The organism is Planococcus sp. ISL-109 (genome assembly GCF_018613655.1).
Taxonomy (GTDB): Bacteria; Bacillota; Bacilli; order Bacillales_A; family Planococcaceae; genus Planococcus.
This window is the reverse complement of the sequence record NZ_JAGGPW010000011.1, coordinates 1-14021: the sequence shown is the minus strand read 5'-3', so window position 1 is coordinate 14021 and position 14021 is coordinate 1. Positions and strand designations below refer to the sequence as shown.

At 48.6% G+C, this 14021-nt stretch carries 15 protein-coding genes; 14 read left to right on the top strand and 1 reads right to left on the bottom strand.

Annotated features, from left to right (window positions below; genetic code table 11):
* The first annotated feature begins 407 nt into the window (after positions 1–407).
* The 3 genes from J7E21_RS09590 (at position 408) to J7E21_RS09580 (ending at position 3108) form a co-directional block, all read left to right on the top strand.
* The gene (locus tag J7E21_RS09590) at positions 408–575 is read left to right on the top strand and encodes a hypothetical protein (RefSeq protein ID WP_215107158.1); all 168 of its coding nucleotides are present in this window, start codon (positions 408–410) and stop codon (positions 573–575) included.
* 61 nt (positions 576–636) lie between these two features.
* A complete protein-coding gene (rpoE, locus tag J7E21_RS09585) occupies positions 637–1221 on the top strand; it encodes a DNA-directed RNA polymerase subunit delta (RefSeq protein ID WP_215107024.1) in 585 nt (194 codons plus the stop codon).
* 285 nt (positions 1222–1506) lie between these two features.
* Positions 1507–3108 carry a CTP synthase gene (locus J7E21_RS09580; RefSeq protein ID WP_215107022.1) on the top strand — a complete coding sequence of 534 codons (1602 nt, stop codon included), beginning with the start codon at positions 1507–1509 and terminating at the stop codon, positions 3106–3108.
* A 176-nt stretch (positions 3109–3284) separates the two neighbouring features.
* On the opposite strand, the gene J7E21_RS09575 is transcribed toward J7E21_RS09580, so the two are convergent.
* The gene (locus J7E21_RS09575; RefSeq protein WP_215107021.1) at positions 3285–3770 is read right to left on the bottom strand and encodes a DUF2529 family protein; all 486 of its coding nucleotides are present in this window, start codon (positions 3768–3770) and stop codon (positions 3285–3287) included.
* 70 nt (positions 3771–3840) lie between these two features.
* Between J7E21_RS09575 and J7E21_RS09570 the strand changes: the two genes are divergently transcribed.
* The 11 genes from J7E21_RS09570 to J7E21_RS09520 all read left to right on the top strand — a co-directional run bounded on the left by J7E21_RS09570 (position 3841) and on the right by J7E21_RS09520 (position 13823).
* Positions 3841–4200, top strand: coding sequence for a response regulator (locus tag J7E21_RS09570; RefSeq protein ID WP_353047765.1), 360 nt, complete (start codon positions 3841–3843; stop codon positions 4198–4200).
* An 87-nt stretch (positions 4201–4287) separates the two neighbouring features.
* Positions 4288–5151: a class II fructose-bisphosphate aldolase gene (locus J7E21_RS09565; RefSeq protein WP_215107017.1), complete on the top strand. Its 864-nt coding sequence runs from the start codon at positions 4288–4290 to the stop codon at positions 5149–5151.
* A gap of 57 nt (positions 5152–5208) precedes the next feature.
* Positions 5209–5859 carry a fructose-6-phosphate aldolase gene (fsa, locus tag J7E21_RS09560; protein WP_215107015.1) on the top strand — a complete coding sequence of 217 codons (651 nt, stop codon included), beginning with the start codon at positions 5209–5211 and terminating at the stop codon, positions 5857–5859.
* Positions 5860–5885: 26 nt separating this feature from the next.
* Entirely contained in the window at positions 5886–7184 is a 1299-nt protein-coding gene (locus J7E21_RS09555) for a UDP-N-acetylglucosamine 1-carboxyvinyltransferase (protein WP_215107013.1), read from the top strand.
* Positions 7185–7256: 72 nt separating this feature from the next.
* Positions 7257–8222 carry a class II fructose-bisphosphatase gene (gene glpX / locus J7E21_RS09550; protein WP_215107011.1) on the top strand — a complete coding sequence of 322 codons (966 nt, stop codon included), beginning with the start codon at positions 7257–7259 and terminating at the stop codon, positions 8220–8222.
* A 111-nt stretch (positions 8223–8333) separates the two neighbouring features.
* A complete protein-coding gene (rho, locus tag J7E21_RS09545) occupies positions 8334–9617 on the top strand; it encodes a transcription termination factor Rho (RefSeq protein WP_215107009.1) in 1284 nt (427 codons plus the stop codon).
* 150 nt (positions 9618–9767) lie between these two features.
* Complete coding sequence (gene rpmE / locus J7E21_RS09540; protein ID WP_215107007.1) at positions 9768–9983, top strand: 50S ribosomal protein L31; 216 nt, start codon at positions 9768–9770, stop codon at positions 9981–9983.
* Positions 9984–10136: 153 nt separating this feature from the next.
* Positions 10137–10730 carry a thymidine kinase gene (locus J7E21_RS09535; RefSeq protein ID WP_215107005.1) on the top strand — a complete coding sequence of 198 codons (594 nt, stop codon included), beginning with the start codon at positions 10137–10139 and terminating at the stop codon, positions 10728–10730.
* Between the two features lie 64 nt (positions 10731–10794).
* Positions 10795–11883, top strand: a complete 1089-nt coding sequence (prfA, locus tag J7E21_RS09530) for a peptide chain release factor 1 (RefSeq protein WP_215107003.1) — start codon at positions 10795–10797, stop codon at positions 11881–11883.
* Positions 11870–12745 (top strand): peptide chain release factor N(5)-glutamine methyltransferase, encoded by an 876-nt coding sequence (gene prmC / locus J7E21_RS09525; protein WP_215107001.1) that lies wholly within the window; start codon positions 11870–11872, stop codon positions 12743–12745. The genes prfA and prmC overlap by 14 nt, the downstream gene beginning before the upstream one ends.
* Positions 12746–12833: 88 nt before the next feature.
* Positions 12834–13823 carry an L-threonylcarbamoyladenylate synthase gene (locus J7E21_RS09520; RefSeq protein ID WP_215106999.1) on the top strand — a complete coding sequence of 330 codons (990 nt, stop codon included), beginning with the start codon at positions 12834–12836 and terminating at the stop codon, positions 13821–13823.
* Positions 13824–14021 lie beyond the last annotated feature (198 nt).

Sequence of the window (14021 nt, the reverse complement as noted above, 5' to 3'; positions counted from 1 at the left end):
GATGGCGACGCTTATTTAGAAATAATAGCGGTGTATCGTTTGTGAAATCATTAACGCTATTGCAGTAGCTGCAGCAGATTTCAATATACTGATAATCAATTCTCACACTGACTTCAGTGCTGGATGAATTTCATTTCCACTCTAAAGTTAGAGATGGAGCGGAAGGGAGGCGACGCCTGGGGGACCGCGCGGGACAGGCGAGACAAATGTGACGCGTACTTTGCGGCACATTGTCTCGACGCCCGCCCCCCGGCAAGCGTCCTCCCTAGAGCGTAATCTCCACCCACTAAACTTTTATATACATTACACTGCAGTAATAAGAAATGGAATCATCCGTCACTTCGGTCGATTTGCCCGTTCAAGTCCGTTATAATAGTAGAAGTTGATATTCTACAGAAATGAGATGGATGACAATGCCTAAAGCTGCCCATTATACCATTATCATCGTAGCGCTTGTGCTGGTGATTGTTTTATACAATCAAGCACTCGGTTCGATTCCATTTTTAATCCTGTCCTTTTACTTGTTCTATTTCGGGTGGGGGCAGCTTGCGCGCAGAAAAAAGAAATCCCGGTAGCGGACAGCAAGGACTTTGTATATAATGGATTAAGTTACGATACAAGAAGGGACGTGCACGAATGAACATACGCGAATTAACTAAAGAAGAATTGCTAGAAGAGTCGTTCGTCGACTTAACATATGCCATTTTGGAAGAGACAAAAGAAACGAAAGTCTTTTTAGAGCTTGTAGCAGAATTGCAAGCTTTGATCGGCCTTTCCGAAGCGGAAATGAAAACGCATCTTGCACAATATTACACAGACATGAATATTGATGGGCGTTTCTTGATCCTTGGCGAAAACCGCTGGGGCCTACGCGAGTGGTATCCGGTCGAGCAGATCGAAGAAGAATCTGCACCGACGGTCAAAGCCCGCAAGAAAAAGAAATCGAAATCAACAGATGAAGATTTCGATGACATGGATTTGGAAATCGAAGACGAGCTTGATTTCGAAGACTTCGGTGAAGATGATGCAGATGACGACGATGACGATGACGATGACGAACCGGTCATCAAACCGCCTGTAGCTGATCTTGATTTCGACTCAAAAGGCGACAATGACGACGAAGCAGCAGATGTCGATGTGCTCGTTGAAGACCTTGATGGCAACATCATTGACGACGATGACGATGATGAAGAGGAAGAAGAAGACGATATCCAGAAGTAGTCTGAACTTTTTTTCACCTTGACGGAAACGGCTGTACAGGATAAGATTTTATTGGGCTCCTTAAAATAGGAGAGATGATTCGTATAGCTTACGCGCTCCCCCTGCACGCTTGCAGGAGGAGCGCTTTTTATTTGTTAGGTGCTGCCGATTGGCAGTAGTTACTCGTGCCATCCTTACTTTTGGATGGCCACTGCTTTTTCTGGTTGGGCATAGGAGTAAGCTTGGTGTTGGCTGTCGCCGCAGATGGCCATTTTATATTTTCATTACTCGAGGAGGAAACAGAGCATGACAAAGTATATATTCGTAACAGGTGGAGTAGTTTCATCATTAGGAAAAGGGATCACCGCCGCATCACTCGGCCGCTTGCTGAAAAACCGGGGCCTCAGCGTCACGATCCAAAAATTCGATCCATACATCAATATTGACCCAGGCACGATGAGCCCGTACCAGCACGGAGAAGTTTACGTGACGGATGATGGCGCAGAAACGGATTTGGATCTTGGCCATTACGAGCGCTTCATCGACATCAATTTGAACAAATACTCGAACGTGACGACCGGGAAAGTCTACTCGACGGTCATCCAAAAAGAGCGCCGCGGCGATTATTTGGGCGGCACCGTCCAAGTCATTCCGCATATCACGAATGAAATCAAAGACCGCTTGCTGCGCGCGGCGAAAACCGCGCAAGCTGATGTCGTCATCACAGAAATCGGCGGCACGGTCGGCGATATTGAATCCTTGCCATTCCTAGAGGCAATCCGCCAAATGCGTTCAGACCTTGGCCGCGAGGAAGTCATGTACATCCACTGTACGCTCATCCCGTACCTCGGTGCTGCAAAAGAAATGAAAACAAAACCGACTCAGCATAGCGTGAAAGAACTGCGCAGCCTTGGAATCCAGCCAAACTTGATCGTCGTGCGCACAGAGTATCCAGTGCCGCAAGACATGAAAGATAAAATCGCTTTGTTCTGCGACATTAAATCTGAAGAAGTTATCGAATCGCGCGACGTCGACGTCATTTATGAAATGCCGCTGCGCTTGCAGGAACAGCATATGGACCAGATCGTTCTCGACCATTTTGGCATCGAAGCGCCGGAAGCCGACATGACCGAATGGAACGCACTCGTCGAGAAAGTGAAATCGCTGCAAAAATCAGTGAAAATCGGCCTTGTCGGGAAATACGTCGAACTGCAGGATGCTTATATTTCCGTCGTGGAATCATTGAAGCATGCCGGGTTCGCATTCGATTCTGATATCGAAGTCGAATGGATCAACGCAGAGCATGTCAACGTAGAAAATGTGGCAGAAAAACTCGGAAGCTGCGATGGCATCCTCGTTCCTGGCGGTTTCGGCGACCGCGGTGTCGAAGGGAAAATTCTCGCGACACAATTCGCGCGTGAAAACAAAGTGCCGTTCTTCGGCATCTGCCTCGGCATGCAATTGGCATCCGTGGAATACGCCCGCAACATCATGAACTTGGATGGAGCGCATTCGTCTGAGCTTGACCCGAAAACTTTGTATCCGGTCATCGATTTGTTGCCGGAACAGAAAGACATCGAAGACTTGGGCGGCACGCTTCGCCTTGGGTTATACCCAGCGAAGCTCGACAAAGATTCGAAAGCATATGAAGCTTACGGACAAGAGCTTGTCTACGAAAGACATCGCCACCGCTATGAGTTCAACAACGAATTCCGCGAGCAGTTCGAAAAAGCAGGATTCAGATTCACGGGCACGAGCCCGGACGGACGCCTCGTTGAAATCATCGAAGTGGCAGATCACCCGTGGTTCGTCGCTTGCCAGTTCCACCCGGAATTCATCTCGCGCCCTAACCGCCCACAGCCATTGTTCCGCGAGTTCGTTCGCGCTTCACTGGAGCATCAGGGATAAAGAGAAACTAACAATCAGGCGGGTTTATCCCTAACTGATTGTTAGTTGATCCAATCGGACTTTTACGGACCGTTAAAGCGGGATAAGTTTGCAAAAGCCGCTTCGTTCTGAGGAAGGCAGGCATCGATAAGATGAAAAAAGCCTTCCCTTTCTTCGGGAAGGCTTTTGGCCGCTCATCATTCACCGAGCATTTCGTCAATTGTTAATTTAACAGCATGATACACATACAAAGCGCCGAGTGCATGCGGAATCATGATGCGTCCGCCTTCGTCTCCCGGCAATAATCCTGTATCGATCGCCATTGATAAAAAGGCATAAGGCAGGTCATTGTCATGGCTTTCTGCCGTCAGCATAGCGAAAGGTACGCCCGATTCGGCGAGTTTTTGTGCCAGCACATCACCCTCATCTTTTTGGGCCAATATCCAAACGCGATCCGCAGAAGAAAGCTCTGTTCCGGGTTCATAGCGAACAGCGGCACTGAGTGTGTCACGGCCATACAGAGCGGCGGCGGTGACTGCTTCGAGTTCACCGAAAGCTGCCAAATGGATGCGGCCTTCGCCGATCGCCGCTTGTGCGAGCAGGCGGGCAATATCTTCAATGGCTTCTTCTTTTGCCCCAAGGCGCAAGAACAGGCCGGTCAATTGTGTCGATAATATTTTCAAATGGGTTCACCTCAAAAAGAGTATAGCAGAAGAGCTGCTCTTCGAAAAAGGGTGGGAAGGAGTGGCTAATGTGAAAAGGATTCTTATAGTAGATGATCAACAAGGCATCCGCCTATTATTGAAAGAAGTATTCGAGCGGGAAGGCTATGAAACTATGGTTGCTGGCAGCGGCAAAGAAGCACTGGAGATCACTGAACAGATTTGCCCGCATATCGTATTGATGGATATGAAAATGCCGGGGATGGACGGTATCGAGCTATTGAAGCAGCTGAAGAACCGCAATAAGGAATGCAAAGTAATCATGATGACGGCTTACGGGGAAATGGGCGTTGTTGAAGAATCGATGAACTGGGGAGTCATGCGTTATTTCACCAAGCCTTTCGATGTTTTCGAACTGCGTGATGCCGTCCGCGAGTTGCTGGGCGACTAAATAGGCGCCGAGTGGCGAAGCAGCGCCATTTTTGATATAGTGAGAAGGATATTGGGTTAGTGCCTAAGCTGAGGAGGAAGAATTGTAATGCCATTAGTTTCGATGAAAAACATGATGATAAAAGGGAAACAGGAAGGCTATGCTATCGGGCAGTTTAACCTGAACAACCTGGAATTTACACAAGCAATCTTACAGGCAGCAGAGGAAGAGAAATCTCCGGTCATCTGCGGCGTCTCAGAAGGTGCAGCGCGTTATATGGGCGGTTTCACGACTGTCGTTCATATGGTGAAAGGCCTGATGCATGATTACAACATTACAGTTCCTGTCGCAATCCACTTGGATCACGGCTCCAGTTTTGAAAAATGCAAAGAAGCGATTGATGCCGGTTTTACTTCGGTCATGATCGACGCTTCGCATCATTCATTTGAAGAAAACATAGAAATTACACGCAAAGTCGTCGAATATGCTCATGCAAGAGGGGTTTCTGTTGAGGCGGAGCTCGGTATTGTCGGCGGCCAGGAAGACGACGTCATCGCAGAAGGCGTCATTTATGCAGACCCGAAAGAATGCCAGATGCTCGTCGAACAGACAGGCATTGATTGCCTTGCACCAGCGCTTGGTTCGGTTCACGGACCGTACAAAGGCGAACCGAATCTAGGGTTTACCGAAATGGAAGAAATCTCGCAGCTTTGCGATGTGCCGCTCGTCTTGCACGGCGGAACGGGCATTCCCACACACGACATCCAGCGTGCAGTAGCGCTCGGTACGTCAAAAATCAACGTCAACACAGAAAGCCAGATCGCTGCATCAATAGCAATCCGCGAAAAGCTGGCGAGTGACGCAGAAGTCTACGATCCGCGGAAATACTTGACGCCAGCACGCGATGCAATCAAAGCGACCGTCATCGGAAAAATGCGGATTTTCGGCAGTTCTCAACAAGTGAATTCATAATAAAAACGGAAGAGAGGCGAAACCGTCTCTTTTTCCGCATACAGGAGGAAACCACATATGAAATTTTTCATCGATACAGCCAATTTTGACGAAATTAAAGAAGCACATGCTTGGGGCATTCTCTCAGGCGTGACGACCAACCCATCACTTGTCGCAAAAGAAAAAAACGTATCATTCCACGACCGCTTGAAAGAAATCGCTGAACTGGTCGACGGATCGATCAGCGGCGAAGTCATTGCCCTTGATGCAGAAAACATGATCAAAGAAGGCCGTGAACTTGCGGAACTTGCTCCGAACATCACGGTGAAATTGCCGATGACACCGGACGGCTTGAAAGCATGTGCAGTTCTTGCCGGCGAAGGCAAAAAAGTCAACGTAACTTTGATCTTCAGCGCTAACCAGGCACTTCTTGCAGCACGTGCCGGAGCATCATATGTTTCTCCATTCGTAGGACGCCTCGATGATATCGGCCATAACGGCATGGATTTGATTGCTCAGATCGCCGAAATTTTCGCGATTCATGACATCGATTCAGAAATCATCGCAGCTTCAATCCGCCATCCGCAGCACGTAACAGATGCGGCGTTGAACGGCGCACATATCGGCACATTGCCGATGAAAGTGCTCGAGCAGATGTTCAAACATCCGCTGACAGACAAAGGCATTGAAGCATTCCTAGCCGATTGGGAAACCCGCTCTGTGAAATAAGGCTGACTGGAAAAAGGAGAAATAGAATGGATGTTTATAAAATAAAAGGCGGCAATCGCCTTGCCGGAACGATAAAAGTGAACGGCGCCAAAAACAGCGCCGTGGCACTAATACCGGCATCAATACTAGCAAATTCACCCGTATCGATTGAGGGCTTGCCGGAAATTTCCGATGTTTGGACACTGAAAAATATCTTGGAAGAAATTGGAGGTTCCGTAAAGTTTGAAGATGGCGTGATGCAAATCGATCCGACAGAAATGATCGATATGCCTTTGCCGAACGGCAACGTCAAAAAACTACGGGCTTCGTATTATATGATGGGCGCTATGCTCGGCCGCTTCAAACACGCGGCAATCGGGCTTCCAGGCGGCTGTTTCCTAGGGCCCCGCCCGATCGACCAGCACATTAAAGGCTTTGAAGCACTGGGCGCGAAAGTGACCAACGAACACGGTGCGATTTATTTGCGTGCCGATGAACTGCGCGGTGCGAAAATTTACTTGGACGTGGTCAGCGTCGGAGCGACCATCAACATCATGCTCGCCGCTGTCCGCGCGAAAGGCCAGACCGTTATTGAAAACGCGGCGAAAGAACCGGAAATCATCGATGTCGCAACCCTTCTGACAAATATGGGGGCGAACATCAAAGGTGCCGGGACGAACGTCATCCGCATTGAAGGTGTCGATGAATTGCACGGCACCAACCATACGATTATTCCGGACCGCATTGAAGCGGGTACATTTATGATCATGGCAGCGGCTGCCGGCGATGGCGTGACAATCGATAACGTTATCCCGTTCCATATGGAAGCGCTGACGGCGAAATTGCGCGAAATGGGCGTCGATGTTCAAGAAGGCGAAGAGTCGATCCATATTCCGAAACCGCTAAACCTGCAGGCAATCGATGTTAAAACTCTTGTGTACCCCGGGTTTGCGACGGACTTGCAACAGCCGTTTTCGGTCTTGATGACACAAGCGCAAGGCTCTTCGATGATCACCGATACGATTTATTCCGCGCGCTTCAAACATATCGATGAATTGCGCCGCATGAACGCGGTCGGACGTGTAGAAGGCCGCGCTGCGGTCATTACCGGTCCGACTCCGATGACGGCAGCGACTGTTGTAGCTTCGGATCTTCGTGCAGGGGCCGCGCTTGTTATTGCCGGATTGCTTGCAGAAGGCGAAACTGAAGTGCGGGAAATTTATCATATCGAGCGTGGCTATTCGAATATCATCGATAAGCTCCGCGGCCTTGGTGCTGATATCCGCCGAGAGACGATCGACCCGGTGGCGAGTGGGAAGTCCGACCTCAGTTCTGACGTAAATTGACTCTCTAAAGGCGTTTAATTATATGCTACAATATAGAAAGCAGTTACAAAGATGAACGGAGGAACAGATATTATGGAACGAAGTCTTTCGATGGAATTAGTGCGGATTACAGAAGCGGCAGCAATCGCTTCCTCAAAATGGATGGGCCGCGGCTTGAAAAACGAAGCGGACGATGCAGCGACGGAAGCGATGCGGAAGGTATTCGATACCATTCCGATGCGCGGTGTCGTGGTAATCGGTGAAGGCGAAATGGACGAAGCGCCGATGCTTTATATCGGTGAAGAGCTTGGTTCAGGAGATGGCCCGGAAGTGGACGTAGCCGTTGACCCGGTAGAAGGCACAAACATCGTCGCTGCAGGCGGCTGGAATGCGATTGCAGTTTTGGCGATTGCGGACCGCGGCAATCTTTTGAATGCACCGGATATGTATATGGACAAAATTGCGGTCGGCCCTGAGTCGGTCGGCAAAATTGACATCAATGCACCGGTCATCGATAATTTGCGTGCGGTAGCCAAAGCAAAAAATAAAGACATTGAAGATGTTGTCGCCACGATTCTTGATCGTCCGCGCCACGCGCAGATCATCAAAGAAATCCGTGAAGCGGGCGCACGCATCAAATTGATCAATGACGGCGACATCGCCGGTGCAATCAATACAGCCTTCGACCAAACAGGCGTCGATATTCTATTCGGTACAGGCGGAGCTCCGGAAGGAGTCATTGCTGCAGTCGGGTTGAAATGCCTCGGCGGAGAAATCCAAGGCAAACTAGTTCCACAGGATGACGAGGAAAAACAGCGTTGTATCGATATGGGCCTTGAAGTCGGAAAAGTGCTGATGATGGACGATCTTGTCAAAGGCGACGACGCAATCTTTGCGGCGACAGGGATTACCGACGGGGAACTTCTTCGTGGTGTCCAATTGAAAGGCGCTTTTGCAGAAAGCCATACGCTCGTCATGCGGGCGAAATCCGGCACGGTCCGTTTTGTCGAAGGGCGCCATAGCCTCAAGAAAAAACCGAATCTCGTCATGAAAGACTGATTTCCATACTCCAAAAAATGAGTCCGGCTTTTGCCGGGCTCCTTCTTTAATGACTCCAGAACCATCCCCAAGAAATTCTTGAAACTAATGATAAGAGTGGTGTCCAACTAGATGGCAACGATGACAATATCCGCATTGGAAAATATGACGCTCAAAGAGCTCTATAACCTCGCGAAAGAATACAAACTGAATAATTACAGCAAATTGACGAAGAAAGAACTGATTTTCGCCATTTTGAAAACCCGCGCGGAACAGGAAGGCTTCTTCTTTATGGAAGGAGTTCTTGAAATCATCCAGTCGGAAGGCTTCGGGTTCCTGCGACCGATCAATTATTCACCGAGTTCACAGGATATTTATATTTCGGCTTCCCAAATACGCCGCTTCGATTTGCGCAACGGAGATAAAGTGTCCGGAAAAGTCCGTCCGCCGAAAGAAAACGAACGCTATTTTGGTCTTCTTCAAGTCGAAGCAGTCAACGGCGAAGACCCGGAAGTCGCAAAAGAACGCGTCCACTTCCCAGGGCTCACCCCGCTGTATCCGGACCGTCACATACGTCTTGAAACCGGGCCGGAACACATATCAACCCGCATCATGGACCTTATCTCGCCGGTTGGTTTCGGCCAGCGTGGATTAATTGTTGCACCGCCAAAAGCAGGCAAAACGATGCTTTTGAAAGAAATCGCCAATTCCATAACGACCAACCATCCAGAAGCGGAATTGATCGTGCTGTTGATCGATGAGCGTCCTGAAGAAGTGACCGATATCGAACGCTCTATCGACGCTGATGTCGTTTCTTCGACATTCGATGAAGTGCCGGAAAACCATGTCAAAGTTGCAGAACTCGTCCTTGAGCGCGCGATGCGTTTAGTCGAGCACAAGCGGGATGTCGTCATTTTGATGGATTCGATCACACGGCTTGCACGTGCCTATAATTTGGTCATCCCGCCGAGTGGCCGCACGTTATCAGGTGGTATTGACCCGGCAGCTTTCCACCGTCCGAAACGATTTTTCGGTGCCGCGCGTAATATCGAAGAAGGCGGCAGTTTGACGATTCTTGCGACAGCACTTGTCGACACGGGATCACGCATGGATGAAGTCATCTACGAGGAGTTCAAAGGGACAGGCAATATGGAGCTGCACCTCGACCGCAGCCTCGCCGAACGCCGGATTTTCCCGGCACTTGACATCCGTCGTTCCGGTACCCGCAAGGAAGAATTGTTGATGGATCCGGATCAACTTGATAAACTATGGTCCATCCGCAAAACTTTTTCAGACTCTCCGGACTTTACGGAGCGCTTCATGAAAAAGCTCAACCGATCGAAGACCAACGAAGAGTTTTTCGAGCAATTGGCCAGCGGTGCAAAATCACCACGTACAGCGCGGAAAACGATTTAATCACTTGCAAAAAACTGTCTTTCTTGATATACTTACAAGAGTGAAATAAAACAGCGCTATTGCATATACGGTCTAAAGAGCCGTGTAAGGCAATAGTCAAAATAGATTAAACTCTGTTCCAGATGGTTCAGGGCGGGAGGAGAAAACATTATGAAAACAGGTATTCACCCAAATTACAAAAAAGCAACAGTGACTTGCTCATGCGGCAACTCATTCGAAACTGGTTCAGTAAAGGAAAGCATCAGCGTTGAGCTTTGCTCAGAATGTCACCCATTCTATACTGGCCGCCAGAAATTCGCAGCTGCAGATGGCCGCGTAGACCGTTTCAACAAAAAATACGGCCTCAAAGAAGAACTCAACAACTAAGTCACAATCATACCTGTCCGTCGCGAAAACGCCGGATGGGTATTTTTTTTCGTCAACGAACGGATAAATTCAATTACATAGCAGAAAAATGATAGGCATTCCCACCATTTTTGTTATGATATTAACAGTAAATGTTTGAAAGGGGTCTCCACTATGTACGTCATGAAACAGACCGGCTGGATTGAGTTGATTTGCGGCAGCATGTTTTCCGGGAAATCAGAGGAATTGATCCGCCGCATCCGCCGCGCGCAATTCGCCAAACAGAAAATTGCCGTCTTCAAGCCGAAACTCGACAACCGCTTTAGCGAGGAAGCGGTCGTCTCCCATAACGGAACAACGGTTATCGCCTTGCCGATCGGGCATTCTGGCGAGATGAAAGAATATATTACCGATGAATTCGATATCATTGCGATCGATGAAGCGCAATTTTTTGATATGGAAATTGTCGACCATGTGCAAAAGCTGGCTGACCACGGATTCCGTGTCATTGTCGCAGGGCTTGACCAGGATTTCAGAGGCGAGCCGTTCGGTCCGATGCCGTCATTGCTTTCTGTAGCGGAGCAAGTGACCAAACTGCAGGCTGTCTGCACTGTATGTGGATCACCCGCAAGCCGCACGCAGCGCCTCATCGACGGCAAGCCCGCCGGTTCCGATGATCCAATCATCCTGGTCGGTGCATCCGAAGCATACGAACCGCGCTGCCGCCATCACCACGAAGTTCCAGCTGGCGTCACCGTTACGAAATAACTTTGTAAAAGGAACTATAATTTACTTAATTAAAATGAACATATTCATATAGAAGAAACTAGAGGTGAATACGATGTTTGATCGATTACAATCTGTCGAGGACAGATACGACCGACTCAACGAAATGTTGAGCGACCCGGATATTGTCAGCGATACGAATAAGCTCCGCGACTATTCGAAAGAACAATCCGATTTGCAGGAAACGGTAGAAGTATACCGCGAATATAAAGACGTTCAGGCACAGCTTGCTGAGGCTAAAGCGATGTTCGATGAAAAAATGGACGTAGACATGCGTGAAATGGTCAAAGAAGAGGTAGCCGAACTCGAAGGGCGCTCAAAAGAGCTAGAAGAACGCCTTCACATTTTGCTTATTCCGAAAGACCCGAATGATGATAAAAACGTCATTATGGAAATCCGCGGTGCGGCAGGCGGTGACGAAGCTGCCCTTTTTGCAGGTGATTTGTTCAAGATGTATTCACGTTTTGCTGAAGCCAATGGATGGAAAGTACAGATTATGGACTCCAACCCGACCGAAATCGGCGGCTTTAAAGAAATCGTCTTTATGGTGACGGGAAAAGGCGCTTATTCTAAACTCAAATACGAAAACGGCGCCCACCGCGTCCAACGCGTACCTGAAACCGAATCTGGCGGACGCATCCATACCTCGACTGCGACAGTTGCGTGCTTGCCGGAAGTCGAAGAAGTCGAAGTGGATATCCACGATAACGATATCCGCGTCGACACCTACGCCTCATCAGGCGCAGGCGGCCAGTCCGTCAATACGACGATGTCGGCTGTACGTTTGACGCATTTACCGACTAATACCGTCGTCACATGCCAGGACGAGAAATCTCAGATCAAAAACAAAGCGAGCGCCATGAAAGTCCTGCGCGCCCGCGTTTATGAGAAATTCCAACAGGAAGCGCAAGCGGAATACGATTCCGTACGCAAATCCGCTGTCGGTACGGGTGACCGCTCAGAGCGCATCCGCACATATAATTTCCCGCAAAACCGGGTCACAGACCACCGAATCGGTCTGACCATCCAGAAGCTTGACCAGATCCTGCAAGGCAAGATGGATGAAATTGTTGACGCCCTGGTAATCGATGAACAGTCTACGAGGATGGAGAGTTTAAATAATGAACAAAGTTGAAACTGTGACCCAAGTGGCATTTGTATATGAAGCGCTAGAAAAAGCAACGACTTACTTGAAACAACACGGGCGTGAAGAAACGCAGGCGCGCATTTTGTTGCAGCATGAACTGGGACTTGATTATTCAGGACTGATTGCTGCGATGCGCGATAAAATAGAAGATTGCCAGTATAAAGATTTTTGGGAAAATATTGAGGAAGTGATTCAAGGCGTGCCAGTTCAGCATTTGACTGGCTCTGAGCAGTTTTATGGCCGAACGTTCAACGTATCCTCATCGGTCTTGATTCCACGTCCAGAAACAGAAGAACTGATGGAAGAAACCTTGAAGCTGAAGCGAGAGATTTTTGGCAAGGAAGAAGTCCAAGTAGCTGATATCGGGACAGGGAGCGGCATTATCGCCATCACCTTGAAATGTGAATTGCCGGAAGCAGAAGTGATGGCAACGGATATTTCTGAGGAAGCGTTATTTGTAGCGGAGCGCAATGCAGAGGCATTGGATGCTGATGTTCACTTTACGAAAGGCGATCTCGCAGCGCCGCTAGCCGGGAGAAAATGGGATATCATCTTATCAAATCCTCCATATATCGCACATTATGAAGCACCAAGCTTAGCTGATACGGTCCGTGATTTTGAGCCGCATGAAGCATTGTTCGCAGATAGCGACGGGCTTGCAGCTTATGAGCAGTTGGCACAGCAAGTACCGGCTTTGATCAACCGCCCAGGTATCATTGGGCTTGAAATTGGCAGCAGCCAAGGCGCTGCTGTAACCGAGCTGTTCCAGAACGCGTTGCCTGAAGCACGCGTCTATTGTAAAAAAGATATCAACAAACATGACCGAATGGTATTTTGCATTTTAGACTAAGTTGTGCACAATTAACTTGATTTTGCAGGAAGATATCCACAAAGTGTGGATATCCTTATCAAAACCTTATTGTACTGGAGATGTTTAGGTGGAAACTAAAACAATTCTTGTGGATGGAGATGTGAATAACGAAGAAAGTTATGCACAGGCTGTGGATTATATTCGTGAAGGGCAAGTGGTCGCTTTTCCGACGGAAACCGTATACGGCCTCGGGGCAGATGCGATGAACGGGGCCGCCGTCGATAAAATATTTGAAGCGAAAGGCCGCCCGACCGACAATCCATTGATCGTCCACGTGGATTCCAAAGAAACCGCCTTGGCGTTTGTCGAAGAAGTTTCTCAGAAAGCCTTGCAATGTATGGATGCTTTTTGGCCAGGTGCTTTGACCTTGATCATGCAAGCAAAACCGGATACATTCGCAACGAACGTAACCGCTGGATTGCCGACAGTCGGAATTCGCGTGCCGGATCATCCGGTGGCTTTGAACTTATTGAAGCGCTTAAAGCAGCCAATCGCTGCACCGAGTGCCAACACAAGCGGCAAACCGAGCCCGACTTTAGCGGAACATGTCTTTTTCGACATGAACGGAAAGATTCCGCTCATTTTGGACGGTGGTCCAACAAAGCTTGGGATTGAATCGACCGTGTTGGATATGACAAGTTCGCCACCGGTCATTTTGCGTCCCGGACAAGTGACGAAAGAGCAGTTAGAACAAGTGATTGGAGCTGTGCGCTTGTCTTCAGAGACACAAGGCAATACACCGAAATCACCTGGGATGAAATATACCCATTATGCACCGTCAGCACCGCTATATTTGATTGAGCATAATAGCAAGCTGATCGAAAAAGCGATTGATCATATCCATGGTAAAGCGAAAAAGATTGCGGTATTGAGCCGTGAGGACTTTCCGGCTGCGGATTATCATTTTCCGCTTTCTGTGGATAAGTTGTACGATAGTTTGCGGAAATGCGATCAAACGGATGCTGACTTGATTTTGGCGTGTGTGCTTCCAGAAGGTGAAAATGCTGCGCTGATGAACCGCTTGGAAAAAGCAGCGGATCATAAATGGTTCAGTTGAATGAATAAATAAAGAAGCTGCCGAGAATTTTCTCGGTGGTTTTTTTCGGAGTTTTATTTGTGTGTTGAATAGTTTCTTTGACATCTGATAAATAGGGGGTAAGATCTAGACTTTTATTTTTAAATAGCTTGCGCTATTAGACTGCGCTTCAGGGGCACGCTTGCCGGGGGGCGGGCGTCGACATATCTGTCAACTTAA

Coding starts and splice junctions, on each gene's coding strand:
- J7E21_RS09555 (WP_215107013.1), top strand. CDS start 5,886: ATGGATGTTTATAAAATAAAAGGCGGCAATCGCCTTGCCGGAACGATA.
- rpmE (WP_215107007.1), top strand. CDS start 9,768: ATGAAAACAGGTATTCACCCAAATTACAAAAAAGCAACAGTGACTTGC.
- rpoE (WP_215107024.1), top strand. CDS start 637: ATGAACATACGCGAATTAACTAAAGAAGAATTGCTAGAAGAGTCGTTC.
- J7E21_RS09535 (WP_215107005.1), top strand. CDS start 10,137: ATGTACGTCATGAAACAGACCGGCTGGATTGAGTTGATTTGCGGCAGC.
- rho (WP_215107009.1), top strand. CDS start 8,334: ATGGCAACGATGACAATATCCGCATTGGAAAATATGACGCTCAAAGAG.
- fsa (WP_215107015.1), top strand. CDS start 5,209: ATGAAATTTTTCATCGATACAGCCAATTTTGACGAAATTAAAGAAGCA.
- J7E21_RS09580 (WP_215107022.1), top strand. CDS start 1,507: ATGACAAAGTATATATTCGTAACAGGTGGAGTAGTTTCATCATTAGGA.
- glpX (WP_215107011.1), top strand. CDS start 7,257: ATGGAACGAAGTCTTTCGATGGAATTAGTGCGGATTACAGAAGCGGCA.
- J7E21_RS09565 (WP_215107017.1), top strand. CDS start 4,288: ATGCCATTAGTTTCGATGAAAAACATGATGATAAAAGGGAAACAGGAA.
- prmC (WP_215107001.1), top strand. CDS start 11,870: ATGAACAAAGTTGAAACTGTGACCCAAGTGGCATTTGTATATGAAGCG.
- J7E21_RS09590 (WP_215107158.1), top strand. CDS start 408: ATGACAATGCCTAAAGCTGCCCATTATACCATTATCATCGTAGCGCTT.